The organism is Micromonospora sp. NPDC000668 (assembly GCF_042897975.1).
In the GTDB taxonomy this organism is placed as follows: Bacteria; Actinomycetota; Actinomycetes; order Mycobacteriales; family Micromonosporaceae; genus Micromonospora.
The window spans coordinates 919,473-945,669 of sequence record NZ_JBIAYP010000002.1 but is presented as its reverse complement, the minus strand read 5'-3'; the positions used below and the strand labels follow the sequence as shown (position 1 = coordinate 945,669).

Here is a 26,197-nt window from a genome sequence, read left to right as displayed (position 1 = left end):
GCTCAGGCCGCCTCGGTCAGCACGACGGCGATCCGCTCCTCCGCGGCCAGCGCCACCACCGCGGGCACGTCCCGGACGGCGAGCGCCAGGTACAGCACCTTGTCGTCGTTCGCCGGGCTGTCCGTGTCGATCACGATGGCCGAGAACCGGGTGCCCGCAGCGGCGGCTTCTCCGTCGGCATCGTCGTCCGGGGTGCTGACCAGGAGGACCTTGTCCCCGGGGTGCAACTCGCGCGCCGGCACCTGCGCGGTCTTCAAACCGAGCGCGATCTGCTGCTGGCCGGGGCCGAGCAGCGGGTCGTCGGTGACCTGCCCCAGCGTGAGAAGGGTGCCCGGGACCAGCGCCACGGCGGCCCGCTTGCCGATCACCTCGTCCAACCTGCCGGCGGGCACCGGGCGCAGCCCTTGACCACCGGCGACCTGCACGGCGACCAGGTCGGCGGCGCTGATCTCCCGGCCCACCTCCACCGGCCGGGCCACCGCGAGGTAGCTGCCGGTGGCCCGGACCGAGGTGACCGCGAACGCCGCGCCCAGCCCACCCAGGGCGATCAGGAGTACGGCCAGGCCGAGCAGGCCCGGGCGGACCCGGCGCTGGCGGACCACCTTGGGCGGGCTGACCGGCGCGTCCACCGACCCGGTCCCGTTGCGCGTCGCGAGACTCACCGGGCCACCGCCGTCCAGAGCCGCTCGTTCCTCGCGTTCATCGCGTCACCACCTGGAGTTCGTTGATCTGGATCGGCACGGTGCCGCTGGTCCGGGTCTGCGGGATCTCGCCGCTCTCGCCACCACCGCTCCAGGTCACCGTCCAGTGCGTCGTGGCGCCCACCCGGTAGGTGCCGGCCTTCGGGTAACCGCTGTCGTAGCCGCAGTCCGGGGAGGGCTTGCCGGCATGACTGCCCTTCGCGTTGTACGCGGTGCCGGGGCCGGTGCAGGTCACCGTGTCGTTGTTGCCCATGTCCCAGACGATCCGGCTGACCTTCGCCTCGATGGAGACGGTCAGCCCGCGGTCGGTGGCGGAGGCGGTCAGTGGGCCGAAGTAGCTGGCGCTCGGCGTCGCCCACATCCAGACCGGCAGGCCGACCAGGCCGGGGCCGACGCTCTTGCGGGGTGCCACCTTGAGCCGGGCCGGCAGCAGTTTGATCGACGCCAGGGCGCGGCGGGCCAACTCCTCGGGATCGGGCGGCGCCCCGAAGCCGGGCGGTGGCTCATCCAGCAGCACCACGTCCTGGGCACCCACGTCGCCGCCGTTGCAGGTTTGCAAATACCACTGCTGTCCCTCTGGCGGCTCGACCGGCCCTTCGGTCAGCTTGTAGTAGCACCCGTCGCTGTTGTTGAACCAACCGAACAGGTCGTCGTAGCAGGGGATGGTCTTCCCGCCCCACTGGCAGACACCGCCACCACCGCCGCCGCCGGAGTCCCCGCCGCCGTTGTCCCCGCCGCCGCCGGGACCTCCCGGCGTCCCGGGCTCGTCGTCCCAGACGCTGCAGTCCGGCTGGTCGGGCGGGCACTCGCCGCCGGGGTCGGCACGCTGGGCGGCGACCGCCGGCAGGGTTCCGCCGACCGCCAGCAGCAGCGCCAGGCCGAGCCCGGCGAGCGCCCGGCGGGGCGTCCCGGCCCGGGCGGTACGGGCCGGGGCGCCCCCTCCTCCCCAGGTCAGCACGGCTGGTCCCGGTGCGCCGCGCTGGAGTTGATCAGCCACCGGCCGTCGGGATAGCGGGCTGCCGTGGCGGTGGCGAAGTGCCGGCCGCCCCCGGTGCCCGGGACCACCCGCTGATCCTTGGCGTAGACCAGCCGATAGCCGGTCGTATCCAGGCAGTCCTGGATCTCCACGGTGGCCGGGTTCGAGTCCAGGCTGACGGCGGTCACGGTCGGGTCGGACTTCAGCGTCCCGGTACGCATCGCGCCGTGCTCCTTAGCCTCGCGAATGGACCATCGGACCCGAGTGAGCAGCGGATCGGCGAGAAACCGGGTCAGTTCCGGCGCACGCGGATCACTGCGGCGGCTCGCCGTGCGCGAGGCCGCGAGATAACCGGAGTACGCGTCGAGTGCCGCCTTTTCTGCGGCCCGCCGTTCGACCTCCGGATCCGCCCGTTGCTCATCGCCCCGGACCGCCGCCGGCCTTTCGACGGCCTCCCGTCCGCTGCCGCAGCCGGTGACTGGCACCGCCGCCACGACCGTCAGCAGGCAGATTGCCGCTCGCCTGAGCTGCCGTCCGCGCACCGTCGAGCCTCCTCGTGGTCGCCCGGTGCGGCGACGGATCACCGCCGCCGGGCATGCGGAAGCGCGCCCGGATCAGCACATCCGGAGCCGTTCATTGCGCTTCTACATTCACCGTTACGGATCTTCTACAAATGCAATGTCCTGTGTAGTCCGGTTGTTGTGGTGAGGCTTGCGTCGCACCCAAGGGGCGAGCATAGGCTGACGCTCGCCGATGCAACAGAGGCAATTCAAGTGAACACTCTCCGTGATGACAGGTGGTGGTGGTGGGTGTCCGTGCTGCGCTCCGGGCGATTGCCGACCGAGGGGCTGCCGATGGGTGGACGCCGCCGGGCCGGACGACCCCGACCTGACCCTTCCGCCGGTCCCGGGAGTGCGACATCGCGGCGTCATCCCGGCATCCGGTCGGAGTTGCGGGCCGGTCGACAAACGTCGCCGATCGGCGCGGTGGCCGGCAGGCACCCGGCCCGGGAGGCCATCGGGCAGCCGATCGCGCAGGTCGCTTTCTGCGCCATCCGCTACACCAAAGCGATCGTTCAGTCACGATCCGTGTTCGCCTTCACGGGTGGCGCCTGGCGCGCGGTGGGGTCGACATGGCGCTGACCGGCCCCTCGGCGGCCACCCCCGGTCAGGAAGACCCACCCGATCGGAGCCCTGCGCCCCAGTCGTCCGGTGGCGGTGGTGTCAGGTTCGACCCTCGGACGAGGGCCGGGAACGCCGAACTGGCCGAGACCACACCGACGGCACCCGCCGGACGAGCGGCCTCCCAGCCGGCGAATGCCGCGCCGCCGGGCATGACGGCACCCGCCGGACGAGCGGCCTCTTGGCCGGCGGATGCCGTGCCGCCGGATACCCCGGGTCTCCGGCGATCGGCGGGGATCGTGCCGGCCACCCCGCGCATCTCGATCTCGGGCCTGCTGGCGATCATGGCGGCCAGCCCGGTGCTGCGGTTGGCCGCCCTGCGCTACGCCGTACCCCCGGGCACCGCCAGCCGGACCGGCTGCGACGCCTGCGGCGAGCCGGTCCGCCTGACCCGGCCCTGGCCCGCGCTGGGACCGACCGGCCGGTGCGGTCGCTGCCGATCCCGCGTCGGCCCGCGGCCCGGCACGGTCGAGTTGGCCACGCTCGCCGCAGTGGTCCTGCTGGTGCTGGTCGGCCCGCCGGTCGGGGTGCTGCCGGCACTGGCGTGGTGGCTCGGCTGGACGGTCCCGGCGGTCTTCGTCGACCTGGCCGTGCACCGGTTGCCGGACCGGCTCACACTGCCGGCGGCAGCCGGGACCTGGCTGCTGCTCGGTGCTGCCGCACTCGGCGATGCCGAAACAGGGGACTGGCTGCGCGCCGTCACCGCTGGCGCAGGGCTGGCGCTGCTCTTCGCCGGCAGCACGCTGCTGCTCGGCCGCAGTGGCTTCGGGCTGGGTGACGCCAAGCTGGCGCTCAGCGTGGGCGCGCTGCTCGGCTGGTACGGCTGGCCGGTCCTGATGTTCGGGCTGTTGCTCGCGTTCGGGCTGTCCGCGCTGGTCAGCCTGGGACTGCTGGCCGCCCGGCGGGCCCGCTGGAGCAGCCACCTGCCGTTCGGCCCGTTCCTGCTGCTCGGCACCGTCGGCGCCCTCCTGGCAGCCAATTAACCGCCCACCGCCCGGACCCGCCCGCGCCCGCCTGTCGCCCGGGCCACCCGCCCGCCCGGCCCGCCGCCAGCCGCCCAGCCGCCAGCCGCCAGCCGCCAGCCGCCCGCCGCCCGCCGCCAGCCGCCCGCCGCCCGCCGCAAGATCGTGCTCGATCCAGGATGTAGTGGTCTCGTTCGCGGTCGAGGCCACTACAACCAGGATCGAGCGCGATCTTGGTGGCGAATGGCGGTGTGAGCGCGGCGGTGTCAGCCGGGTGGGTCAGGAGCGGGGTGGACCGGCCAGGTCGGGGACCGGGCGACGGGTGCGGTCGGTCCGGCGGCGTAGTGCCTCGGCGGCCAGGCGGGCCAGCAGCGGGGTGGCCAGCACGGCGACCAGGGCACCGAGCAGTACGCCCGCAGCCACGTCGTGCGGGTAGTGCACGCCCACGAAGACCCGGGAGAAGGCGGCCAGCGCGGCCAACGGCAGCGCGACCAGTCCGAACCGGCGGGACAGCAGCAGCGTGGTGACCGCCAGCGCTCCCGCCAGGGTGGCGTGGTTGCTGGGGAACGACCAGTCGCCCGGGGGTGGGCAGGCACCCGCGATGATCGCCGAGCCGATTGTCCGGCACGGGCGATCTTCGTCCACCACCGTCTTGATCCACTCGCTGCCCGCGTACGCCAGGAGGGTCGGCACCGGCGCGACCAGGGCGAGCGCCCGGTCGCGCGGGCCGCCGGACAGGCGGCTCAGCGCGGCCATCAGCAGCAGCGCGCCGAGCAGCAGGATCACCCCCTCGGTGGCGTGCCCGACGAACCACTGCACCGGTTGCGGGCTGTCGGCGGCGACGTCGACCATGTCGCGGTACCAATCGGCGCTGATCTCCGGAACGTCCACGTTGCCGGTTTCCACCATGAATCACCTCACCAAATGTTCATACCCCGTTCATCTGGGAGAAAGCGTAGAAAGCGGCACTGGGCAGCGCAGGAGTCGAAGGTCGGGACCGCCTCCCGACCTTCGTCCAGTGATCACACAGTCGGCTCTGCTTGTCTGATCAGGGACGTCGATGAGGGTGTGCCGTGCGGGATACCGGGCAGCCACGTCAGCCGCGTACGAGTGCCAGCCACGGGAGCAGTTGCGGGTCACCGGCACCACGCCGGTCACCCGGTCGATGCCGCCGCTGCCCGACCCCGGGACCGAGCCCGCAGTCACCACCCGATCGCCGCCCCGCCGATCGCCCGGCCGGCTGACCCGCCAGGGTCCGCTCAGGCCGGCGCGGGACCGCCGGCCATCCGCTGGCGGACGGCCTCCAGCTCCTCGAAGGCGTACGCCCAGTTGTGGCACTTGAAGCTGCGCAGGCCCTCGATCGCGGTGCGGCAGTCGGTGCAGCGGACGCCGGGGATGGCATCCGGCACCTCGGTGTTGACGTACTTGTGCTCGCCGAGGATGACGGTGGCGATCATGGTCTTGTCGTGCAGGCCGGAGAGCGCCGACGAGACGATGTCGTACCAGGTGATCCGCCGGCTGCACTTCGGGCAGTCCGGCTCGTCGCCGCTGACCCAGAGCGGGGCGCCGATGCTGCGTGCGGGCATGCCGAGCAGCTTCTCCAGCCGCCGGACGTCCGATTCCGGGGTGGTCCACCGATGCCGGCCGGGCAGCGACGCGGGCGAGTCGTACACGGCGCGGAACAGGTCGTGGTCGACCCGCACGGTTTCCCGCTGACTGGTCATCGGCGTCGCTCCTCGATGAGTCGGTGCCCCCACCGTGGTCGGCCGTGACCAGGGGCGCAGCCGGATCAACGACACGAGGGGTCAGCGGGTCGTCGTCCCGGGTGCTAGACATCGAGATCCGACCTTGCCGTCGAAGGGAACCCCCTCGTGACCGACCAGCCGGCACCCGACCCGACCGACGTCAGCGCCCGACCCAACGTCGCCCGGATGTACGACTATTTCCTGGGCGGTAGCCACAACTTCGCCGCTGACCGGGCCGCCGCCGAACGGGTGCTCGAACTCTTCCCGGAGACCGGGGTCGCCGCCCAGACCAACCGGCACTTCCTGCGCCGGGCCGTCCGGTACGCCGCCGAGCAGGGCGTCCGCCAGTTCCTCGACATCGGCGCCGGGCTGCCCACGCAGGGCACCGTGCACGAGGTGGTGCAGACGGTGGCGCCCGACGCTCGGGTGGTCTACGTCGACTACGACGAGGTGGCCGTCGCGTACGCCCGGCAGTTGCTGACCGGCGCGCCCGGGACCGCGGTCGTCCAAGGCGACCTGCGCCGGCCGGACGAGCTGCTGGCCCACCCGGACGTGCGGGGCACCCTCGACCTGGACCGCCCGGTGGCGGTGCTGCTCCTCGCGGTGCTGCACTTCGTGTCGGACGACGACGACCCGTGGGCGGCGATCGCCCGGCTGCGCGACGCCACCGCGCCCGGCAGCCACCTGGTGCTGTCCCACCTGACGCTGGACGGCATCCCGCCGGAGCTGGCCGAGCGCGGGCAGGCCGTATATCGCAACAGCAGTGCCCCGCTGGTGCCCCGCACGCACGCCGAGACGCTGCGCTTCTTCACCGGGTACGACCTGGTGGAGCCCGGCCTGGTCGAAACCACTCGGTGGCGGCCGGACGGCGAACGGGAGGCCGTGGATTCGCACGGCTATGCCGGAGTCGGCATCCACCACTGACCCGCTTTCGCCGCCAGCGGCCCACGCCCGATCAGGCTGGCGCCGCCAGCCGGCCCGCCGCCGACAACCGCCGGATCATCGCCTCGTGCGGAACGGCGTGACTGGTACGACCGGCCACACCGGTGGTGGTGGCGGCGGTGAAGAGGGAGTTGAGCAGCGCTTCCTCGACCGAGTCCAGGACGGCGGCGAAGACCGGGTTGATCTCCCCGTCGGGGATGGGTTGCCGGTCCGGTGGTGCGGTGCTGAACGCGATCGCGTAGTCGCCGCTGCCGTTGCTGTAGGACGCCCCGACCCGGCCCATCGCGAAGACCGCCCGCCGGGCGAGCCGTCCGAGCTGCCGGGCGTCCAGGGGTACGTCAGTGGCCACCACGATCATGCAGGAGTTGCCGGGCGGTTCGCTCCGGTCGGCGTCCTGGATCAGCTCATCGACCGGCATCGGGACGCCGAGGACGGTCAACTCTCCACCGAAGTTGGACTGGACGAGGGCACCGACCGTCGCCGGACGGTCGGCCACCCGTACCGTCCTCGACGAGGTGCCGATGCCGCCCTTGAAGCCCAGCGTCGTGGTACCGGTGCCCGCCCCGACGCAGCCCTCCGCCGGCGGTTCGCCGGACGCCCCCGTGATCGCGGCGAGCACGTGTCCCTCGTTGATCGGGCGGCGGCGGATGTCCGAAAGGTGGCCGTCGTTGGTCTCGCCGACCAGGGGGTTGAACGACAGGCCCTCGGGGCGACGGTCCATCAGGTGACTCAGCAGCGCGTCCGCCGCCCGGAAGACGGACAGCGTGGCGGTCAGGACGATCGGTGACTCCAGTACGCCGAGTTCGTCCACCTGTGTCGAGCCGACGAGCTTCCCGTGGCCGTTGCCGGAATACACGGCGCCCGGCAGGGTCCATCGTCCCGGGCCGAGTTGGCTCGGTACGACGGCGGTGACGCCGGTGTGCAGGTCGGCGCCGTCGTCGATGGTGGTGTGGCCGACCAGGATTCCGGCGACGTCGGTGATCGCGTTGTGCGGGCCGGTCGGCAGCGGCCCGACGACGACCCCGAGGTCGCGGGCGCGGCGGCGGCTCGGCTGGTCCATGCTGCTCCTGTTGTCGTCGAATGGTTCCGGCTAGCCGGGCGGTGAGGGCGGCTCGGGCGGGTGCCCTCTCGCGTGGGCGGCATCGGAGATGGCAACCCCGGCCAGGACCGCGGTGGCGGCGAGGGTGGCCACGAGCGATGGTACGAGGAGCATGACCGGTGCCAGGGCGGCCAACGCGAGCAGCCCGATCGGTCGATCCCAGGACACCCGGGCGAAGACTGCGTACTCGAACCGGGCACGGCCGGCCAGGAACAGCGCGGGCCCGCCGAGGATGACCGCGATCCAGGCCGGTTGAGGGTGCCCGGTCGGATGGGCGATGACGAGTTCGGCGCCGACAGCGGTCACGACGACGCCGGCCACCATGACCAGGTGGGCGTAGAACGCCGACAGGCCGAGGCGGGCCGGGTCGGAAGATCCGGCGATGGCCGCGGCCGACACTTCCCCGGCGCGGTAGATGTAGATGCGCCAGAGCAGCACGGTGGTGGCGATCGACACCAGGAATGCCGTGGTCCGGTCGGGCGCGAAGCCCTCGCCGCCGAGGGTCGAAGCGGAGACCAGGATCAACTCGCCGAGCGCGATGATGAAGAACTGCCGGTGACGCTCGGCCAGGTGCTCGGCCGCGCTCGGCAACTCGGAGGTCGGCGAGCGGCCCAGGCCGGGTATGGGGTAGCGGAGTTTGCCGGCCAGGTAGTCAAGGGCCACCGCCAGCGTCCACAGTGCCTCGCGCGCGGCGCCGTGCACGAGCGCCCCCGCGATCCACGGCACGGCAGACACGCCGAACCAGACAAGCGTCCGTACGGCGCCGCGCTGCAGTTCGTGGCCCCGCAGGGCGATCAGAAGGCCGAGGCTTCGACCGACCTGGATGGCGACGTACGCGCCCGCGAAGACGAAGCCCTGCGCGCCGAACACCTCGGGTAGCGCGACAGCCATCACCAGGCTGCCGACCAGGGTCGCGATGACCAGCGCCTGTATCGCCGGCCGCTGCGGGTCGAACCTGTCGGGCACTGTCGCCGTGCTGCACCACACCCACCACACCGCCAGCAGCAACACCATCGTGTGGAAGGCGCCGCGCCACGTGAGATCCCGGCTGAGCACCTGCGAGAGCTGGGTGAGCACGTAGACGAACGCCAGGTCGAAGAACAGCTCCAGGAACGTTGCCCGTTGCGGATCCCCGGGCTTCCGAAGCAGCTTGCCCGCCCTACTCGCCGTCATCGACTCGCCCGTTCTATGGCTTTTGCACGTGTCGAGGCATTCGTACCATGCGGCAGTGCTGATAGGCCCGGTCTGGTCGTTGGCCGAAGGCCCTGGATGGGCGGGGTGGTTCCCTCCCGCCCATCCAGGGTGGGTGCTGCTACGCGCTGTATTCGCTGACGACGTCGACGACCCAGACGACACCGAAGCGGTCCCGCAGCATCCCGTAGGCGGGCGCCCAGCCCGCCGGGCCCAGGGGAATCACCACGCTCGCCCCGGCGGAGAGCTTCTCCCAGTAGCCGGTGACCTCCTCGACCGTCTTGCCCCGCAGGGAGACGAAGAAGGAGTTCTCTCCCTGGTCGTAGGCCATTTTGGCGGGCACGTCGTACGCCATGACGTGAAAACCGTTCCCGGCGAGCACCTGGCCCCACATGACCTGGTCGGCCTCGGACTCCTCCTGGACGTTGCCGGCGTCCTTGTAGGTGACGAGGACGAGGTGGCCGTCGAACACGGACTGGTAGAACTCCAGCGCCGCGCGGGCGTCACCCCGGAAGTTCAGGTGGGTCGTGGTCGTGACGGACATGATGAGCTCCTTGCGCGTTCGGGTGGATGTCTGACGCTCGACAACCCTCACAGCGGAAGCGGCCAGGATGTGTCCTCTTCTGCGGGCAGAATGAGAAACATGCCGGGGTGCTGTTGCCGTCGGCTCCCTTCCGAGACATTTCTGTCGCGGGCCTTGTGGGCGGCGCGGCTTGTCCGGCGCGGGCATACTCACGCTCGTGGATCGCAGGAAACAGCAGATAGCGTCCGGCGTGGTGGTGCTCCTGGTTGTGGCGCTGGTGGGCGGCGCGTCGTGGGCGTTCCTCAACAAACTGGGGGGCCGGCTCGCGGACAAAATCGGCAATTCCGTTGACCTTCGGGAGAGCTCGGTCCACAAGAGCGCGGTGGCCGATGCTGCGGAGAAGGTCGACAGAGTCCTTTTCCGGTTCGAGTACGACCACCTCTACCAGGCTGACAAGTACGTGCACTCCGCAGGCCAGCACCCCGACGTCAAGGTCCTCGCGGTCAGCGGCGAGACGCACTGGCAGACCGGCGTGAGCCTGGTGCTCCAGGTGGTCGGTCATGGTGTGGAGATCGGCGCGGACGGCTCAGTGATCAAAGAACGCGACGAGCAGATCTGCTTTCGAATCCAGCTCGGCCCAGAGGACGACACCCGCGACGACGACATCGCCTGCCCGACGGAAGCTCCGGTACCGGTCACCAAGGACCCGTCGCTCGACGGCGTCGATGACCGACTGAAGCACGCCCTCCAGTCCGCCGGCTCGAACGAAGCCGCCGTCCGCGCGGCGATCGTAGGCCTGCAGCTCGACCCGGCGATTCGCCAGGACGTCGCCGCGCGGGACGGCACGGTTGGCGTCGCCTTGCGAGCCTCGCAGTACGACTGCATCCTGGCCCGCGTCACCTCGAAGGGAGCGGAGCTTTGGCGGCCTTCGCACACCCAGCTAGCCCCAGGCGAGATGAGCTGCACCGCCGAGGTCGCCTTGAGCAGCGCATTCGGGAAGTACCCGCACTGACACCGAACCCAGGTCGGTGACCTGGGCTGCGTGGCAAACTGACCGCGAATCGTAGCCGCGCACGGTGGACAAACCCGATGGTGCGTGACCACGCGGGTCTGGCACCCTGCTGGACGTGCCCGAGACCGCCTCCCCGCCGCGCAGCCTGTCCGAGCTGCGGGCGCTCGTTGCCGCGGGAGGGCCGGTCAAGTACCTGTTCTTCTGGGGGCACCACCCCCAACCGGACGGCAGCATCGGACAGGGATGCCTGAGCCAATGGTGGCCGGCCCCATTCATCGTGGACGGGATCCGGTACGCCACGGCTGAGCACTACATGATGGTCGGGAAGGCCCGCCTGTTCGGCGACGAAGCGATCGCCGCGCAGATGTTGACGGTGCCGCACCCGGGCGCGGTCAAGGCCCTGGGTCGGCAGGTCCGGGACTTCGACCAGGCCATCTGGGACAGGCACTGCTTCGACCTGGTCGTCGCCGCCAACGTGGTGAAGTTCAGCCAGCACCCCGACCTCGGGCAGTATCTGTCGCGTACGAGCAACCGGGTACTGGTGGAAGCCAGCCCGGTGGATCGCGTCTGGGGCATCGGCCTGGCCGCCACGGACCCACGCGCGCACGATCCCGCCCAATGGCGTGGCCGCAACCTCCTCGGGTTCGCGCTGATGCACGCCCGCGCACAGCTCACCAACGGATGAACCTAAAGATCCGCACATATCAGGCGCTGCTCGGTGCCGAACCGTACCGCGTCATCCGCCCAGCTACCTCGGTGACCGGCGCGGTGCTGAGCGACAACAACCCCTGGTTCGTTCTGGAGCTCAACGCCGACGCCGCGTTCACCATCACGGGCTTGTGGATGCTGGCAGCCCGATCACGCCACACGCTCATCCATCTACCGCTACGGAGCAACACGCCTGCGGAGCCATCTCTCCCCACCGTCATCGGTGAGCTCGACCTCGTACTGAGCCACCGCGACCTGCAATTCGCGCCGCATCAGTGGAAGCGTCTACGCCACCGACTGGGAGTCGGGGCACCGCACACCATCTCCTGGAATCCGAACGACGTCCCCACGTGGGACGAGGTGCACGAGATAAACCGCCAAGGGCGTCAGCGTTCCTCCCGCAGCGATGGGTTCCACCAACGCCTCCACAGCCACACGCTGTTCCTGGCCGGCAACGCGGTCGCGTACAGGCGCACGGCCCGATACCTCCTCGACATGGCCCTCTGGCGCCCCGACCTCCGCCAGTCCGGCACGTACCACTCGTCGACACTGCACCCCGCGGACGGGCATTTCGCCACCACCTGCCAAGGCCTCTACCTCATCAGGCGGCGGTAGCGGCCACCCGACTCCGATCACATCCGTTCGGGAGTCCGGATGCCGAGCAGGTACAGCCCCTGCCGGAGCACCCGCGCGGTCAGGTCGCAGAGCACCAGCCGGCTTTCCCGGACCGGCCCGTCGGCCCGCAGCACCGGGCACCGCTCGTAGAACGCGCTGAACAAGGCGGCCAGCCGGTACAGGTACCCGGCCAGGTGGTGGAACTCCAGGTTCTCCGCCACCTCGCCGACCACCCTGCCGAAGACGACCAGCTCGAAGGCGAGCGCCCGCTCGGCCGGCTCGGCCAGCGAAATCCCCGCCTCCGGCCGGGCCGCCACGCCGGCCCGCCGGAAGATCGACCGGATCCGGGAGTACGCGTACTGCAGGTAGGGCGAGGTGTTGCCGTCCAGCGAGAGCATTCGTTCCCAGTCGAGCACGTAGTCCTTGTGCCGGTCGCTGGACAGGTCGGCGTACTTGATCGCGCCGATGCCTACCGCCCGACCCACCTCGGCCGCCTCCGCCTCGCCCAGGTCTGGGTTCCGCTCCCGGGCCAGCGCGGTGGCCCGGGCGATCGCCTCCTCCAGCAGCCCGACCAGCTTCACCGACCCGCCAGCCCGGCTGCGCAGCATCCGCCCGTCCGGCCCGAGGATCGAGCCGAACCCGATGTGCTCGGCCCGGGCCGGCGGGGCCAGCCAGCCGGCCTGCGCGGCGGCGACGTACACCATCTCGAAGTGCCGCCGCTGCGGCAGCCCGACCACGTAGAGCAGCCGGGTCGAGCCCAGCGTGCCGGTCCGGTGCCGGATCGCCGCCAGGTCGGTCGCTGGATAGCCGTACCCGCCGTCGGACTTGCGCACGATCAGCGGCAGCGGCTCGCCGTCCCGGCCGACCGAGCCGGGCGGAAAGACGCAGGCCGCGCCGTCGCTCTCCCGCAGCAGACCGAGCCGGTCCAACTCCTCGACCACCGGACCGAGCAGGTCGTTGTAGCTGCTCTCGCCGTGGAAGTCTCGCTCGGTGAGGGTGACGTCGAGCAGGTCGTACACCGTCAGGAAGTACCGCTCGGACTGCTCCACCAGAAGCCGCCACAGCCGCAGCGTCGCCACATCGCCGCCCTGCAGGGCCACCACCCGCAGCCGAGACCGCTCGCGGAACGCCTCGTCGGCGTCGAACTTGACCCGGGCCGCCTTGTAGAACGAGTCCAGGTCGCCCATGGAGAGTTCCTGCGTGGCTTCGGCCTCGCCCAGGTCGACCAGGTGCTCGATCAGCATGCCGAACGGCGTGCCCCAGTCGCCGAGGTGGTTGGCCCGCAGCACCTGGTGCCCCAACCACTCCAGTAGCCGGGCCGCCGTGTCGCCGATCACCGTCGAGCGCAGGTGCCCGACGTGCATCTCCTTTGCCACGTTCGGTGCCGAGTAGTCGACCACCACAGTCTCCGACTCGGCGACCACCGGCACCCCGAGCTGCGGGTCGGTGGCCAGCGCAGAGACCAGCCCGGCCAAGGCCTTGTCGGCGATGGTCAGGTTGAGGAAGCCCGGACCGGAGACCTCCGCCGCGCTGCACAGGTCGGTCAGGTCCGCGCGGGCCAGCACGTCGGCGGCGATGGCGCGCGGCGGCCGGCCGAGCCGCCGGGCCAGTGCCAGCGCCGCGTCGGACTGGAAGTCCGCGTGCTGGGAGCGCCGCACGACCGGGTCCACCGACGCGCCGGCCACCGCCGCGAACGCCGGCGCCAGCCGGTCAGTCAGCAGTTTCTCCAGATCCATGGGTACGCCGATCTCGCTCGGATCCGCCACGCGGATCACCGGATGAGGATGCGGGCGGACCGAGGACGATCGAGGGTGACCGGCGGCTCGATCCGCCGGTCGCAGGAGAAGAAGACTCAGCGCAGGCGGTCGCGGGACCGCCGGCGTCGCAGCGCGCCGAACAGGACGTCGGAGGACGCCGTCGGGAACGCGTGCGAGCTGGTCATGCCAGCAGCCTAATCGGCCGGACCGGGGGCTGCGCAACGCCATTGTCCAGGCCGACCAGTGCCCGTCTCACGTCGTGAGCGTGGCTCGCCACGCGGTGACCAGCTCCACCACGTCGGGATATCGGTCTCCGGGTGTTGGTCGGGTGGCGTGGGTCGCGAGCCGACCTTGGGCCGGGGAGCCTCGCCAGCCGTGTGGGGAGTCGAGTAAGTGCTGGATGGTGCGGCCAAGGGTGTACACCGTGGTCCGCTGGTCGATGACGGCACCACGGACGAACTCTTCCGGTGCCATGTAGCGGCGGGATCCGGGGAGGCGGTCGGCGTCGAGGACGAAGGGGCCGGGCCGGTACTCGTCCAGGTCGATCAGCCACATTTGCCGACTGTCGAAGTCGTAGAGGAAACAGCCGTCGTACAGGTCGACCGCGACGTGGCCGGCCGCCGTGATGGCCACGTGCGCGTCGAGGATCGTGGTGACAGCTGCCTCGACGTCCGGGAGGGGCAACTGCTGGAACCGGGCCAGTGCGGTCCGGTCCGAGCCGTGGATGGTGGCGTGGTTGAGAACTGTGCCGTCGTGCCATGGGTAGACCAGCACTGGCCCGTCCGGGCTATTGAGAACCTGCTCGGGGCGGATGATCGCAGGGTGCTGGACCGCGGCGTGAAACTGCGTGGCCCGGATCAGCGACAGGCGGGCCTGCGCGGTGGTGGCCTTTTTGACGAACCAGCGGCGCCCGGCATCCTCGACGCCGTACGACAGGCATCCCGAGTCTTGGGCGCCGAAGACCGTGAACGCGGAGTCGAGCGCCAGGTCGGACATGCAGGCGAAGGTACGCCCTCACGTGGCCGGTGGCTTCGTCGATCGTCACGAACCCGCCCGACGCCGTTGGCGAGGGCCGTCGAGTCGAAGAATGGTCGCAGCGATTGCGGCGTGCACTTCGGCTTCCCGTCCGGCGTCACCACACTGGCCGCCTTCAACGCCTTGCGCCAGTGGCAGCCGTACGTCGAGACCTTGCCCTTGCCCCGCTCCCGCGGACTGGGCGAAGGAACTTAGGGCTGTGACACCTGGCGCGCCGTGGGGGGATTGGCGGCTTCTGATGTTGGTTGCGGCCAACTCTCCAAAGCTACGGTGTGCTCATGCCGCCGCAGCCACACCGCCCTGCGCTCCTCGTCATCGACATGCAGGACGACATGCTGTCGATCATGCACTGCCCTGACCGCACCGTCGCAACCATCGCGAGCCTTAGCTCCAGGGCGCGCGCCTCGGGCGTTCCTGTTGTCACCATCCAACAGCACCAATGCGGTGGCGTCCTGCCCGAACTGACCCCATGGAAAGGTGAGCCGATAGTTACGAAGACGACCGCGGACGCCTTCCTGGACACCGAACTCGATGCGACGCTGCGTCGTGTCGGCGTGACCGAGGTTCTGGTCACGGGCTTCGCCACGGAGAACTGTGTGGAGACGACCGCCCGCCAGGCCCTCAGCCACGGCTACGACCTGGTACTCGTGGCGGACGGACACACAACATCCATTCGCCCCGAACCGACAGACTTCGTTCCGCCAAACCAATCGATCGCCCACCACAATGAGATTTACCGGCACATCGACTTCCCCGATCGCAGCGTTCGGGTTCTGTCAGCGATGGAGGTTGACTTCGCGGCGCCGGAACCGGTCTCGCGAGATTAGACAGGCTCCCGGCTCACGTTAGGGACCGGACAAGCAGAGCCTGGGTCTACGCGCGGGCCGGCCGCGGTGTGTCCTGGGCGAGGGATTCGGCGAGGAGCCGCCAGATTTCAGCGGCAAGTGCCATGTTGCCGTTGTCCTGGGCCTGTTCGGCGAGGCCGCGCAGGCCGGCCACCGCTTCGTCGCGTGCGCCGTCCAGTAGGAGGAGCCGGTTGCGCAGTACGTCGAGTTCGATGCGGTCCTGGTAGGGCAGGAGCGGGTCGAGGCGGTCGAGCTGGTCGAGCAGCACGCGGGCCTCGGCGGGGTGTCCGGTGTGCATGGCGAGGTGCGCGCGCAGGAACAGCAGCTCTTGTTCGATGGCGGGTGTTCCGGTCAAGGGGAGGCAGGCCTGGACTTCCTCGACGCGGCGGTGGGCGGCTTCGGTGTCCGGCGGGGTGGTCTGGAGGTTGAGCCTGGCCGCGCTGATCCGCAGGCGCGTCCACAGGGTGGGGTTGTCGCGTCCGTCGAACCCTCGCACGGCCTCGCCGAGGAGCTCGGCCGCGGCGGCGGGCTCGCCCTGGCGGAGCCGGATGTTGGCCGCGGTCCAGAGTGCCTCGGCCCACAGCGTGTCTGACCGGCCCTCGACGAGGCTGAGTAGTTCGTCGGTGTGCCGGTTGACCTCGGGCAGCCGGTCTGCCTCGGCCAGCGCTGACACCACGGCCAGCAGGACGTTCGCCATGACATAGGGGGCCAGCGCGTTGTCCTTGGCCAACTGGTGGGCCGTCAGCGCGGTGTCGACGGCGGCTGGGACCTCGCCGGTGGACCGCAGCCAGCGGGCCAACTCGGCCAGTGCCCTGGCCTGCAGCTCGGGCAGTCCGAGTTGGTCGCTGAGGGCGGTCAGCTCGTCGAGGTAGACCCGCTGCTCGGCGTACTCCTTGCGTTGCCGCCGCCACTCGGCGACCTGCCACAACGCCTGCCAGCGCAGCAGGGGGTCCTCGCCCCCGGCGGTGGCCAGCGCGCCGGACAGCAGCTCGCCCGTCTCGTCCGCGCCGAGGCCGGTGGCGATGGTGAGGCTTCGCGCCAGTGATGAGGCGGTGGACGCCACCAGCTCCTCGGTGCTGACGCCGAGCTGGCTGGCCAGGTGCGCCAGCGCGCGTTCGGTGGGCTGGCGGGCCCCGGACTCCAGCCGGGACAGGTAGCCGGTCGACATGCCGTCACCGGCGAGCGCGCCCTGGGTCAGGCCCCGCTCGATCCGCAGTTGCCTGAGCCGACGGCCGAAGGCTGGTTGCTCCACCACACCCCGAGCCTAGCCAGCTTGCCTCAAGTCTGGCAACTCGCCCCACCCCTAGACGTCATGTTGGCAAATCGCGTTGGCAAACTATTGCCACGGGACTGGCAAGTGTCGTAGCGTTTCCGTCGTTCGAAACCACGAGTCACGGGAGAACACGATGCAGAAGCTCATCGGCATGACGAACGACATGCAGTGGACCGACAAGACCAGGAGCATCGCTCGGCGTACCGGCCGCGCGATCACCGTCGCTGCGGGAGCGGCCGGCGCTCTCCTGCTGTGGGCCGTCAACGACCCCTGGGCCGGCATCGACCTCGCCGTCCGCCAGGGTGACGCCACCCAGCACATCGGGCCGGCCGCAGTGGTGGTGGCCGCGCTGATCGCCGGCCTGGCTGCCTGGGGCCTGCTCGCGCTGCTGGAGCGTACCGTCGGCCGCGCCCCCGCCCGGACGTTCCGGATCATCGCCCTGATCGTGCTGGTGCTCTCGCTGGCCGGCCCGCTGGGCAGCGGCATCGGCACCAGCAGCCGGCTGGTCCTGCTCGGCATGCACCTGACCGTCGGCGCGGCGCTCATCATCGGGCTGCCAGGCCGGCAGACCTGCCGATAAGGATGGACAACGGTCCGATCGGATACGTGTAGTCCGTCGCGCTCCCTGGCGTTCTGCACCACCAGTGTGGGCGGGCCACGGCCCGCCCACACGAACGGACTTCCCGTAACTGGGTGAAGGCGTTGCCCGGCGCCGGCCGGCGGTCAGCCGGCCAGGATGATGTTGTGGAGGTTGGCGATGCCGGAAGCGGCGTTGGCCAATATGTGGGCGGCGCGGCGGTAGTCGCGCAGGATCTTGAAGCACTTCATCCTGGCCAGGGCGTGTTCGACTACGGCGCTGATGGTGCGGTGGTGGGTGTTCAGCTCTTCTTTCCAGGCTGGCAGGACCGCCGTCGGCGGGCTTGCGGTACGGGGTGATCACCTCGGAGCTGCCGCGGTAACCGCCGTCGGCCATGACGGGCCGCCCGTCGAGTTTTTCCTCGATGCCGCTGGTGCGGTAGACGATGGTGTTGTTGCGGCTGCCGGACGGCGGGTCGCCGACGGCGATGACCAGGCGAGCCACCCGCGACGCGCTCAAGCGGCTCGGCAGCGCGCTGGATCGGTGAGGTGGCTACTGCTGTACCGGCCCCGGTCGCGGCAAAAGCGACCCCGGTCGGGGTCGCTGACCTGCGGTGGAGTGGGCCGCCAGGGACTCGAACCCTGAACCCCTCCGGCGTGCTCCTGATCAACTCCAATCGGGCGGATCGGCAGCCTGACCTCGCCGAGCTCTTCCGCTGCCTTACAGCGGTTGACAGCCCTTATTGGCGTCACTTGTGCCCGCCTTGTGCCCGACGATCTTGCCGCGGATGTCAGCGCCTGCGGTGCCGTCTTCGCACCAGTGTCAGGGCATCAGGCCAAGCTGCGCCATGATGCCCGCCAAGTCGGGGTGGACGCTGAGCTCGACGAACCGCCCATCCTTCACCCGAGCGAAGTACGCCCCCCGCCCAACCACCGTCTTGCCGGTGGGCGGCACCTGCGTCGAACCCACCGCCATGGGACCGGTGTGGGTTCCGGTGAACTCCACCTCGGCGGCGACCGCACCATCATCATCGTCCACGAGGCGGCTGGTACGGCGAATCCGCATGTCCGGCAACGCGGTCAGCCATGCCTGCACGTATTCACGCGCGCCCTCCTTGGTAGTGACTGGCGCGCCGATCGCGGTGTCGCGAAGCACGAAACCATCGGCAAGCAGGTCAACGAAGGCATCGAGACGGTGGGTGTCCCACGCCGCGAGCCGGGCATCATCCAACCTTTTGAGGGCTTCCCTGTCGATCACGCACCTCCAGCTGAACCGCACGCCCTCGGTACATCCTGCCCGGGCACTGCCGACCAGCCGTCGCATATCGCTTAATCCGCACCGATCAAGGCGGTGGCGTCGGCCGACTACGAGTCCCATGATCGCCCGCCCGCCCGCCCGCCCGCCCGCGCTCGCCGGCTGCTCGCTCGGCTGCTCGACGGGACTGTCGGCGGGGAGCTCTCTCTGGGCGACCGTTCCTAGCGGGCACGCCAGGCGGGTTATGGCTGGCACAGGTGTGGAGCCCCCGGCCGGGATCGAACCGGCGACATCTCGCTTACAAGCTCTGTGCAGCGCATCCGAGCTCGTCCGGGAACGGTCGCCGACTCGGACGATGGTCCGTCCCTGCCCCCGTCGGTGCGTCCGCGTTCGGGGAGGTTGCTGTCAGCGTTGCTGTCGACAGCGGCTAGGCGGGGAGCGCCGGACGCGACTGTTGCGGGGACCCGTGACAATTGCCGGATGACCGAATCCGAGGTTGATCTGCTGCCCGGAGAGCGGATCCTCTGGGAGGGCCGCCCGCTCCGCCATCGACTGTTCTGGGCACCGGACGTGCTGCTGATCCCCGTCAGTCTCCTGTGGTTCGGGTACGCCGTGTTCTGGGAAGCGTCGGTCCTCGCCGCGCGGGTCGCCGGGGACCGACCCCCGCCGGTGTTCATCGTGCTGTGGGGGATTCCCTTCGTGCTCGTCGGCCTGTATATGGTGGTCGGACGATTCGTCGTGCGAGCCGTCGCGTCCCGCCGCACCCGGTACATGCTCACCGGCCTCCGGGTGGTGGCCATCGGCGGACTGTCCGGCAACCGGACCACCTGGGCCTATCTACGGTTGCTGCCGCCGCCGGTCGTGGCCGAGCGGCCGGACCGGTCAGGCAGCCTGGCCTTCGGCGCCTTTCCCGGCGTGCTCGACGCCTTCAACCCGAGGAACGGTCTGCGGGGATGGGCCAGAGAACCGTCGACCACCCCGATGCTCTTGCACATTCCAGACGTGCGTCGCGTCCGCGACCTCGTGGCAGGGGCCCAGGCCGAGCGGGACTGGTCGGACGACTTTCCACGACGAGCAGGTTGAAGGGCTCCCTCGGCAGGGACGACCCCCGCTGGGGGGAGCCTGGTCCGCGTTGTCAGACAGTGTCAGCAGATCGCGTCAGGTGTGCTTACGCACGCTGCTCGTGTTGCTCGTTCCGTGCGTCATCGTCGCGTCGCGGACTGCTTGCTGACTTGCTGCTGACTCCGCCTGGCTTCGACATCTCGCTTACAAGTTCTGTGCGCTTGGCCTGGCGGTGTCCGTCTGCATCCGCGACCTCAGGCGGCTGTCCATGTCCGGTAGCCGGCGGTCGTCTCCATCTCGGCTGGTTGCTGTCAGCGTTGCTGTCGAAGCCACCCGTGGTACGCGTGACACCGTTCTTCGGCGGACAGTTAACGACGCGCTGCCCCGTCCTCGAGGCGAACCTTGCCCGCCGCTTGGTCGCCGCCATACTGCCGGCCGCAACCCGGTAGTCCCTAGAGACGATCTCGGCCTTGATGACGCCGCGCGGAACGTCGGAGTGGGTACCACTTCCCGGCTCGCCATTCGCCTGATAGGTCCCGTAAGTCTCCGTAGGCTTACTCAGAGACGAGTCGCGACGGGCCGTGGAAGGGGATTGTGTCATGGCCGACGACCAGGTCATCCGCAACGTGAAGGGCATGGACGACCTCGACTTCAAGGGGTGGAACCCGGCGGACTGGGACGGAGTGTTCGCCCACCACCACACCGATGACGTGCTCGTGGACATGAAGGGGCAACCGCAGACTCACGGCATCCAGGAGCACATCGACGCCATGAAGGCGTTCGCCCAGAAGACCGGCGGCAAGCCGGTCCAGATCAAGTCGCACCCCATCGGCTTCGGGTCGGGAGAGTGGACCTGCGTGGTGGGCGAACTGGAAGACGGCAGCCGAATGGTGACGGTAGCGAAATGGCGCGACGGCGCCATCGCTGAGGAGTACATCTGGATGTAGCCGCCGCCTCCGGCTGCACTCAGACGTTGAAGCGGAACTTAGACGGACCCTCCTGCGACCTGCGCTGGCCTGCTGGGCATGCTGGTCCGGACCGGGCTTGGGCTCACGTCATTGGTGGCTGGTTGCCGACGTTTCACGCTGCCTTGTGCCCCCTGTGTGCACCAAGCTCAAGGAGCGGTACTTCCTCCATCGGCGGAAACCAGCCGAGGCCAGCCCTCCGCCGACGACGCCCAGCACCACCGCGTTGAAGGGCCCCGGCTGCTCGACGTATCTCAAGGCGACCAGGAGTCCGGTCCCTGCCGTCATCACGCCCGCAGCAAGCAAAGCGGTGCAGAGAAGGGGACGAGGGCTCATCGCATCAGTAGAGCAACTGCCTCACTTCAGCGCCAGGCTGCGGATGGGACTCGAACCTCTAACCCCTGCCTTGCAAAGATCGAGACTGCTGTCGACCAACGTCTGTGAGTGCCGGTGACCTGCTCGCCGTGTCGCCTCCCGTCGGCCTCGGGCTATCTATGCCGGTGGGCTTGGCTGTACGGACGGCTGTACTGCGATCCTCGGTAATACAGGGGACCGCTTCAGCTCGCCCGTGACCATCCGCCGGGTCAGCTGGCGCCGGATCACTCTGCTCCCCCCCGGCACTATCGGCGAGCTAGCTGCCTGCCGCGTTGTGCTTGGCAACCAGGCTCTGGAGTTCGTCCAGCGAATCGATGCGGAACAGGCTCTGCTCAGACACGGCTGGCATGTCGAGGATGTGACCCCACGGAGAGCGCCGAATTAGGCACGTCTTCATACCGGCCTCCTTGGCCGGGCGTGCATCGTTGTCGGGCCGATCGCCGACGTACAGAATCGAAGACGGATCGCCACCGCCTTCGCGAATGACCCGCTCGAAAAAGGCCGGTGACGGCTTCGCCACGCCCCAACCGTGCGACGTGCCGATCACGTCCACGGAGAGGTCGAGAGCGTGGAGGATCGGTTCAGCATGAGCTGGCTGGTTGCCGGCCAAGCCCACGAACAGGCCCTGATCGCGGCGAAAGCGACCCCGGTCGGGGCCGCTGACCTGCGAGGAAGTGGGCCGCCAGGGACTCGAACCCTGAACCTATGGATTAAAAGTCCACAGCTCTGCCATTGAGCTAGCGGCCCGCGCGCTCAGGTTACCCGACGGTGAGCGCCAACGACTCTCGGCTTCCGGCCGGCCGTCGATGCCTGTGGCTGGCCGATGCTCGCCGCACCTGATCATCACCAGATCGGCGACCCGGCGGTGTCCGACGCGCTGGATGACCCTTTGTCGGGGATGTGGAGTGGATCAAGCCGCGCCGGGCCGCGCCGCGCCGGGCCGCGCCGCGCCGGGCCGCGCCGCGCCGGGCCGCGCCGCGCCGCCGGGGTGGGTGGTTGGCGGGCGGCTGGGTGGGTACGGGGTCGGACATGCGGATCGTGGTGGTGGGGGCGAGCGGCAACGTCGGTACTGCGCTGCTGCGTCGGTTGGGCAAGGAGCAGGGCGTGGAGCTGGTCGGGGTGGCTCGGCGGCTGCCCGTGCCGGGGGCCGGCGAGCCGTACGACCAGGTGGAGTGGCACTCCTGCGACATCGGCGCGCCGAGCGCAGCCGGAAAACTCGCCGAGGTGTTCGCCGGTGCGGACGCGGTGGTGCACCTGGCCTGGCAGATCCAGCCCAGCCACGACCCGCGGGTGCTGCGCCGGACCAACGTCGACGGCAGCCGGGCGGTGTTCGACGCGCTGGTCCGGGCCGGCGTGCCGGCGCTGGTGTACGCCTCATCGGTCGGCGCCTACGCGCCCGGCCCGAAGGACCACCCGGTCAGCGAGCGTTGGCCGGCCACCGGGGTGCCCGGCTCGTCGTACAGCGAGCACAAGGCGGAGGTGGAGGCGCTGCTGGACGGGATCGAGGAGGACCACCCAACGCTCCGGGTGGTTCGGCTACGACCCGGGCTGATCTTCCAGCGGGACGCCGGCGTCGAGATCACCCGCTACTTCCTCGGCCCGCTGGCGCCGGTGCGGCTGCTGCGCTTCGGCCGGATCCCGCTGGTGCCCACCAACCGCCGGCTGCGGATGCAGGCGGTGCACGCCGACGACGTGGCTGATGCGTACACCCGGGCGGTGTTGGGTGACGCGCGCGGTGCCTTCAACGTCGCCGCGGACCCGGTGCTGACTCCGGAGCTGGTGGCTCGGCACTTTCACGGCTGGACGGTGCCGGTCGCCGCGCCGGTGCTGCGTGCGGCGGCGGCGCTGACCTGGCGGGCGCGGCTGCAGCCGGTCGACGCGGGCTGGGTGGAGCTGGGCCTGAACGCGCCGCTGATGTCCAGCGAGCGGGCGGAGGCCGAGCTGGGCTGGCAGCCCAAGATCGACGCGCTGACCGCGCTCAAGGAACTGTTCGCCGGGATGGCCGACGGCGGCCACACCGGCAGCCCGCCGATGTCCGGTGCGTCGGACCTCCCCGGACGCCCGGCCGGCCTGCTCCGCGCCCGGACGGCCGGACAGGGCAACCCCTACTGAGGTACGCCCGGGTCAGCTCAGTTTGGAGCCGCTGACGGTGGGGTTGCGGGCGCCGAGGAAGAAGATGCCGGGGAAGCCGCGGGTCTCGAACTTGCCGCTCGGGTTGCGGCGCAGGGTGGACTTCTCGATCGCCATGGTGCCGGTGCGGTTGTTGCTGACGAAGAAGATCGCGCCGCCACCCTCGTTGGCCTTGTTGTTCTCGATGATGGTGCCGGCGATCCGCACGGTGAACTCGTTGCCGTCGCAGTAGATCGCGCCGCCGCTGCCGCCGCCGGGCGTACCGGACTTGGCCGGGTTGGCGCCGCTGCCGATCGCCTCGTTGTGGCTGAGCACGCTGTTCAGCACCACCCAGGAGACGCCGATGCTGCTCAGCGCGCCCCCGTTGGAGCAGGAGCCGCCCTGACCGGTGGCGCCGCCGAAGGTGCTGCTCACCACGTACACCGGCTTGTTCTCATATTGGCTGAGCACCCGGATGGCCGCGCCACCCAGGTCCGGGCCGGTACGGTCGCAGCGGTTGCGGACGAAGCGCGAGTTGACCACCTTGAACCGCCCGCCGCGTACGAAGATCGCCCCACCGCCGCCGCCCTCGGCCTTGTCCCCGGTGGAGTTGCCGTCGGCGAAGGTCAGGTTCTGCACGGTGAGCTGCGGGTGGTCCTGGTTCTGGCAGTGCGAGGTGGTCCAGCCCTGGGCGCTGTCGCAGGTGTTCATGTAGAGGATGCGGCGCTTCCCCTGACCGCTGAGCGTGACCTTGCCGCCGCCGTCCAGCACCACCTTCGGCCCGTTGGCGTTGCGGACCTTCGCGGTGGCAGCCATCTTGATCGTCACCGGGGCCGGTCCACAGTCGAAGGTGATGACGCCGCCAGCGGCGACGGCCTTCACCACCGCCGCGGAGGTGCAGCTCGCCGGGGTGCCGGTGCCGATGGTCCGGGTCGGCTTCGAGGTGTCGACCGCCCGCCCCTCGGCCGGCACGGTGGCGTTGCCGTTCGGGTTGCCGGCCGCGAGCGCCTTGGTGGCGGGCTTCGGGCTCGCGCTGGCCCCGGGGCCGCCGAGGCCGTCCCGGCCCGCCGGCGCGACGCCCTGCTCACCGGTCGACAGCGCCGCCGGCTGGGCCGACGAGTCGGGCGGCGAGACCGGTGCCGGGTCGTTGGGTGCGCAGGCGGGCAGGGTCGCGGTGGCGACACCGAGGACGAGCAGGGCGGCAAGCGACGTCATGCGCACCCCGTGATGCTAGGAGCCGGGACGGCGTCCGGCGAATTCGCCATGCCGGCTTAACCAGCTGCTAAAAGTCGGCGAAGAGGTACGGCACCCGGCGGGGGAAGATGCCGCGCAGCTCCGCGGCGGCGTCCACCGGCACCTCGCCCAGCCCGCGCAACGGCAGCTCGGCGGGATCCAGCACCCCGTACGCCAGGGCGGAGAGGCCGGCGGCGGTCAGCGTGGCGGTCGGCGCCGAGCCGCCCGCGCCACCGACCAGCTCCAGCGACCCGGTCGTGCCGTCCAGCAGGTGGCTGCCGGCCAGCCACCGGTCACCGGTCAGCTCGATGCGGACCCGGCCCGGCCCGGCGGGCAGCCCGCTCAGCGCGTCCAGCGACAGGAGCCGGGCCATCGGGGCGGACGAGCCCGGTCGGGCCGCCCGCGCCTCGACGTGCACGGCCAGGTCGGTGAGCCACAGCTCCGGCAGCTCGTCCGGCGGGACCTGAACGGCGATCCGCTCGACCTGGTCGACGTGCCGAGCGAAGAACTGCAGCAGCAGGGCACGGGCGAGCGGGTCGGCGTACAGCAGCTCGTTGCCGATCAGCGCGCCGCCGTGGTCGTCGATCCGGTACGTGACCGCGCCGGTGACCTCGCCGTCCACCCGGGCGGTGAGCAGCCAGTACTCGTCCCGGTCGCGCAACCCGACGGCCCGGTAGTCGGGGAAGACCGCGAAGCCGTGGCGTTGGTGGAGGCAGAGCTCGGTGAATGCGTGCCACGCGGGGTAACCGGCGCGGATCCGCTCCCAGGTCACCTCGCCGGGCAGTTCGGCGCGGACCAGTGGCCCCAGGTCGGCGGGATTGAAGGTGACCGTGCGCGGCTTGGGCAGCCCGACGTAGCCGAACCGGGCGTAGAAGCTGGGCCGGAACGGGTAGAGCGCGCTGAGCGGGTGCCCCTCGTCGCGCATCTCGTCCAGGAGTTGGTGCAGCAGCGTCCGGACGTGTCCCTGCCGGCGGGCCAGCGGATGGGTGGCCACCCCGGCCACGCCGGCCATCGGCAGCACCACCCCGCGCAGGTTCTGCCGCATCGGGATGGCCGAGGCGGCGGCCAGCGTGCTGCCGCCCTCCTCGACGATCAGCGTCCGGTTGCCCGACTGATAGGGCAGGTAGTCGCGGAACTCCTCGGTGCGGGCCGCACCGAGCGGCGATGACTCGAAGGCGTACGCGGCCAGCGGGAAGCTGGTGGTCAGGCGTTCATCGGCGGTCACCCGGCGCATGGTCATCAGCCCATCCCAACCGGCGCCACCACTGGCCGCAACCGGATTGCGCGAACCCGTCAGCGGGCCATGACGTCGGAGACGACGACGGTGACGTTGTCCGGCGCGCCAGCGTGGTGGGCGAGCTTCACCAACTGCTCGCCGCACTGCTGGCGGTCGGCGTACATGCCCAGCGTCGCCGCGATGGCCTCGTCCTCGACGTAGTCGGAAAGGCCGTCGCTGCACAGCAGCAGCCGGTCGCCGGGCACGACGGTGAGCACGCCGACCGCCGGTGGGGTGTCGGCGCCCTGCACGGCCCGGGTCACCAGGGACCGCTGCGGGTGGTGCCGGGCCTGCTCGGGAGAGAGCGTGCCCTGGTCGACGAGCGCCTGGACGAACGTGTCATCCCTGGTGAGCTGGGTGAGCTCCCCGTCGCGCAGCAGGTAGCAGCGGGAGTCGCCGACCTGGGCCAGCACCAGCGTCTCCGCGGCCAGCAGCGCCGCGGTGAGCGTGGTGCCCATCCCCTCGCGGGCCGGGTCGACGGCGATGGCGGCATGGATGCGCTGGTTGGCGGTGCTGACCACGGCGCGTAGGGCGTCGGCGGCTGCGTCGGGTTCGGTCGGCGGGGCCAACTCGTCCAGGATCCGGATCACGATCTCGCTCGCCACCTCACCCGCGGGCAGCCCGCCCATGCCGTCCGCGACGGCGATCAGGCGGTCACCGGCGAGGGCGGAGTCCTCGTTGTTGGTCCGGATCAGTCCGATGTCGTTGAGGATGACCGAGCGGAGGATGAGCGTCATGGGGTCAAGTTTGCCAAGAACACCCCACCGCCGTCTCTACGCAC

25 protein-coding genes, 1 tRNA gene and 2 pseudogenes are annotated in these 26,197 nt (G+C 70.4%); 10 read left to right on the top strand and 18 right to left on the bottom strand.

Translation table 11 applies throughout. The features are described 5' to 3' along the window. Positions 1–2: 2 nt before the first annotated feature. The 3 genes from ACFY29_RS13905 to ACFY29_RS13895 are packed head-to-tail and all read right to left on the bottom strand — an operon-like array spanning position 3 to position 2,189. Entirely contained in the window at positions 3–662 is a 660-nt protein-coding gene (locus ACFY29_RS13905) for an SAF domain-containing protein (protein WP_386985870.1), read from the bottom strand. Between the two features lie 37 nt (positions 663–699). Beyond that, a complete protein-coding gene (locus ACFY29_RS13900; protein ID WP_386986750.1) occupies positions 700–1,659 on the bottom strand; it encodes a hypothetical protein in 960 nt (319 codons plus the stop codon). Then, positions 1,653–2,189 carry a hypothetical protein gene (locus ACFY29_RS13895; RefSeq protein WP_386986747.1) on the bottom strand — a complete coding sequence of 179 codons (537 nt, stop codon included), beginning with the start codon at positions 2,187–2,189 and terminating at the stop codon, positions 1,653–1,655. Before ACFY29_RS13895 ends, ACFY29_RS13900 begins: the two co-directional genes overlap by 7 nt. Before the next feature lie 953 nt (positions 2,190–3,142). Here ACFY29_RS13895 and ACFY29_RS13890 point away from each other — a divergent pair. Continuing rightward, a complete protein-coding gene (locus tag ACFY29_RS13890) occupies positions 3,143–3,841 on the top strand; it encodes a prepilin peptidase (protein WP_386986744.1) in 699 nt (232 codons plus the stop codon). A gap of 258 nt (positions 3,842–4,099) precedes the next feature. Here ACFY29_RS13890 and ACFY29_RS13885 read toward each other — a convergent pair whose 3' ends face one another. Both ACFY29_RS13885 and ACFY29_RS13880 read right to left on the bottom strand, forming a co-directional pair. Further along, positions 4,100–4,729 carry a phosphatase PAP2 family protein gene (locus ACFY29_RS13885; protein ID WP_386985868.1) on the bottom strand — a complete coding sequence of 210 codons (630 nt, stop codon included), beginning with the start codon at positions 4,727–4,729 and terminating at the stop codon, positions 4,100–4,102. Positions 4,730–5,079: 350 nt separating this feature from the next. Further along, positions 5,080–5,544 carry a hypothetical protein gene (locus tag ACFY29_RS13880; RefSeq protein WP_386985866.1) on the bottom strand — a complete coding sequence of 155 codons (465 nt, stop codon included), beginning with the start codon at positions 5,542–5,544 and terminating at the stop codon, positions 5,080–5,082. 147 nt (positions 5,545–5,691) lie between these two features. On the opposite strand from ACFY29_RS13880, the gene ACFY29_RS13875 reads away from it, so the two are divergent. Next, on the top strand, positions 5,692–6,489 hold the full coding sequence (locus tag ACFY29_RS13875) for an SAM-dependent methyltransferase (RefSeq protein ID WP_386985865.1): 798 nt from the start codon (positions 5,692–5,694) through the stop codon (positions 6,487–6,489). Between the two features lie 31 nt (positions 6,490–6,520). Here the strand turns inward: ACFY29_RS13875 and ACFY29_RS13870 are convergent, their stop codons facing one another. From ACFY29_RS13870 to ACFY29_RS13860, 3 genes are all read right to left on the bottom strand, one after another. Continuing rightward, entirely contained in the window at positions 6,521–7,567 is a 1,047-nt protein-coding gene (locus ACFY29_RS13870; protein WP_386985863.1) for a P1 family peptidase, read from the bottom strand. Positions 7,568–7,597: 30 nt separating this feature from the next. After that, positions 7,598–8,779, bottom strand: coding sequence for a low temperature requirement protein A (locus ACFY29_RS13865; protein ID WP_386985861.1), 1,182 nt, complete (start codon positions 8,777–8,779; stop codon positions 7,598–7,600). Positions 8,780–8,918: 139 nt separating this feature from the next. After that, complete coding sequence (locus ACFY29_RS13860) at positions 8,919–9,341, bottom strand: VOC family protein (protein WP_386985859.1); 423 nt, start codon at positions 9,339–9,341, stop codon at positions 8,919–8,921. A gap of 196 nt (positions 9,342–9,537) precedes the next feature. Between ACFY29_RS13860 and ACFY29_RS13855 the strand changes: the two genes are divergently transcribed. The 3 genes from ACFY29_RS13855 (at position 9,538) to ACFY29_RS13845 (ending at position 11,655) form a co-directional block, all read left to right on the top strand. Then, positions 9,538–10,332: a hypothetical protein gene (locus ACFY29_RS13855; RefSeq protein ID WP_386985857.1), complete on the top strand. Its 795-nt coding sequence runs from the start codon at positions 9,538–9,540 to the stop codon at positions 10,330–10,332. A gap of 115 nt (positions 10,333–10,447) precedes the next feature. Next, positions 10,448–11,017, top strand: coding sequence for an NADAR family protein (locus tag ACFY29_RS13850; RefSeq protein WP_386985855.1), 570 nt, complete (start codon positions 10,448–10,450; stop codon positions 11,015–11,017). Further along, complete coding sequence (locus ACFY29_RS13845) at positions 11,014–11,655, top strand: hypothetical protein (RefSeq protein ID WP_386985853.1); 642 nt, start codon at positions 11,014–11,016, stop codon at positions 11,653–11,655. The genes ACFY29_RS13850 and ACFY29_RS13845 overlap by 4 nt, the downstream gene beginning before the upstream one ends. 17 nt (positions 11,656–11,672) lie before the next feature. Here the strand turns inward: ACFY29_RS13845 and argS are convergent, their stop codons facing one another. After that, positions 11,673–13,391: an arginine--tRNA ligase gene (argS, locus tag ACFY29_RS13840; protein ID WP_386986741.1), complete on the bottom strand. Its 1,719-nt coding sequence runs from the start codon at positions 13,389–13,391 to the stop codon at positions 11,673–11,675. A gap of 273 nt (positions 13,392–13,664) precedes the next feature. Next, positions 13,665–14,408 carry a serine/threonine protein kinase gene (locus tag ACFY29_RS13835; protein WP_386985851.1) on the bottom strand — a complete coding sequence of 248 codons (744 nt, stop codon included), beginning with the start codon at positions 14,406–14,408 and terminating at the stop codon, positions 13,665–13,667. A gap of 317 nt (positions 14,409–14,725) precedes the next feature. Between ACFY29_RS13835 and ACFY29_RS13830 the strand changes: the two genes are divergently transcribed. Next, on the top strand, positions 14,726–15,274 hold the full coding sequence (locus ACFY29_RS13830; RefSeq protein WP_386985849.1) for an isochorismatase family protein: 549 nt from the start codon (positions 14,726–14,728) through the stop codon (positions 15,272–15,274). A 46-nt stretch (positions 15,275–15,320) separates the two neighbouring features. Here ACFY29_RS13830 and ACFY29_RS13825 read toward each other — a convergent pair whose 3' ends face one another. Continuing rightward, the gene (locus tag ACFY29_RS13825) at positions 15,321–16,547 is read right to left on the bottom strand and encodes a helix-turn-helix domain-containing protein (RefSeq protein ID WP_386985847.1); all 1,227 of its coding nucleotides are present in this window, start codon (positions 16,545–16,547) and stop codon (positions 15,321–15,323) included. Between the two features lie 151 nt (positions 16,548–16,698). Here ACFY29_RS13825 and ACFY29_RS13820 point away from each other — a divergent pair, with 151 nt between their 5' ends. Then, a complete protein-coding gene (locus tag ACFY29_RS13820) occupies positions 16,699–17,145 on the top strand; it encodes a DUF6069 family protein (protein ID WP_355600794.1) in 447 nt (148 codons plus the stop codon). Positions 17,146–17,288: 143 nt separating this feature from the next. On the opposite strand, the pseudogene ACFY29_RS13815 reads toward ACFY29_RS13820, so the two are convergent. Together ACFY29_RS13815 and ACFY29_RS13810 are read right to left on the bottom strand one after the other, a co-directional pair. Then, a pseudogene (locus tag ACFY29_RS13815) lies at positions 17,289–17,640 on the bottom strand (transposase family protein); the annotation flags it as partial. Positions 17,641–17,964: 324 nt separating this feature from the next. After that, positions 17,965–18,399, bottom strand: a complete 435-nt coding sequence (locus ACFY29_RS13810) for an ester cyclase (protein ID WP_386985845.1) — start codon at positions 18,397–18,399, stop codon at positions 17,965–17,967. 477 nt (positions 18,400–18,876) lie between these two features. Here ACFY29_RS13810 and ACFY29_RS13805 point away from each other — a divergent pair, with 477 nt between their 5' ends. Continuing rightward, the gene (locus tag ACFY29_RS13805) at positions 18,877–19,479 is read left to right on the top strand and encodes a hypothetical protein (RefSeq protein WP_386985844.1); all 603 of its coding nucleotides are present in this window, start codon (positions 18,877–18,879) and stop codon (positions 19,477–19,479) included. A 578-nt stretch (positions 19,480–20,057) separates the two neighbouring features. Continuing rightward, complete coding sequence (locus ACFY29_RS13800) at positions 20,058–20,405, top strand: hypothetical protein (protein WP_355600790.1); 348 nt, start codon at positions 20,058–20,060, stop codon at positions 20,403–20,405. A gap of 649 nt (positions 20,406–21,054) precedes the next feature. Here ACFY29_RS13800 and ACFY29_RS13795 read toward each other — a convergent pair. Both ACFY29_RS13795 and ACFY29_RS13790 read right to left on the bottom strand, forming a co-directional pair. Next, a pseudogene (locus ACFY29_RS13795) lies at positions 21,055–21,432 on the bottom strand (HAD family hydrolase); the annotation flags it as partial. A 41-nt stretch (positions 21,433–21,473) separates the two neighbouring features. Then, positions 21,474–21,545 (bottom strand) — tRNA-Lys (locus ACFY29_RS13790). A gap of 282 nt (positions 21,546–21,827) precedes the next feature. Here ACFY29_RS13790 and ACFY29_RS13785 point away from each other — a divergent pair. Beyond that, positions 21,828–22,910, top strand: coding sequence for an NAD-dependent epimerase/dehydratase family protein (locus ACFY29_RS13785; protein WP_386986739.1), 1,083 nt, complete (start codon positions 21,828–21,830; stop codon positions 22,908–22,910). 12 nt (positions 22,911–22,922) lie between these two features. Here ACFY29_RS13785 and ACFY29_RS13780 read toward each other — a convergent pair whose 3' ends face one another. The 3 genes from ACFY29_RS13780 to ACFY29_RS13770 form a co-directional block, all read right to left on the bottom strand. Further along, positions 22,923–24,122, bottom strand: coding sequence for a hypothetical protein (locus tag ACFY29_RS13780; RefSeq protein WP_386986736.1), 1,200 nt, complete (start codon positions 24,120–24,122; stop codon positions 22,923–22,925). A gap of 67 nt (positions 24,123–24,189) precedes the next feature. Beyond that, positions 24,190–25,380 carry an enhanced intracellular survival protein Eis gene (gene eis / locus ACFY29_RS13775; RefSeq protein WP_386985842.1) on the bottom strand — a complete coding sequence of 397 codons (1,191 nt, stop codon included), beginning with the start codon at positions 25,378–25,380 and terminating at the stop codon, positions 24,190–24,192. Between the two features lie 53 nt (positions 25,381–25,433). Continuing rightward, complete coding sequence (locus ACFY29_RS13770) at positions 25,434–26,153, bottom strand: PP2C family protein-serine/threonine phosphatase (protein ID WP_386985840.1); 720 nt, start codon at positions 26,151–26,153, stop codon at positions 25,434–25,436. Positions 26,154–26,197: the final 44 nt, after the last annotated feature.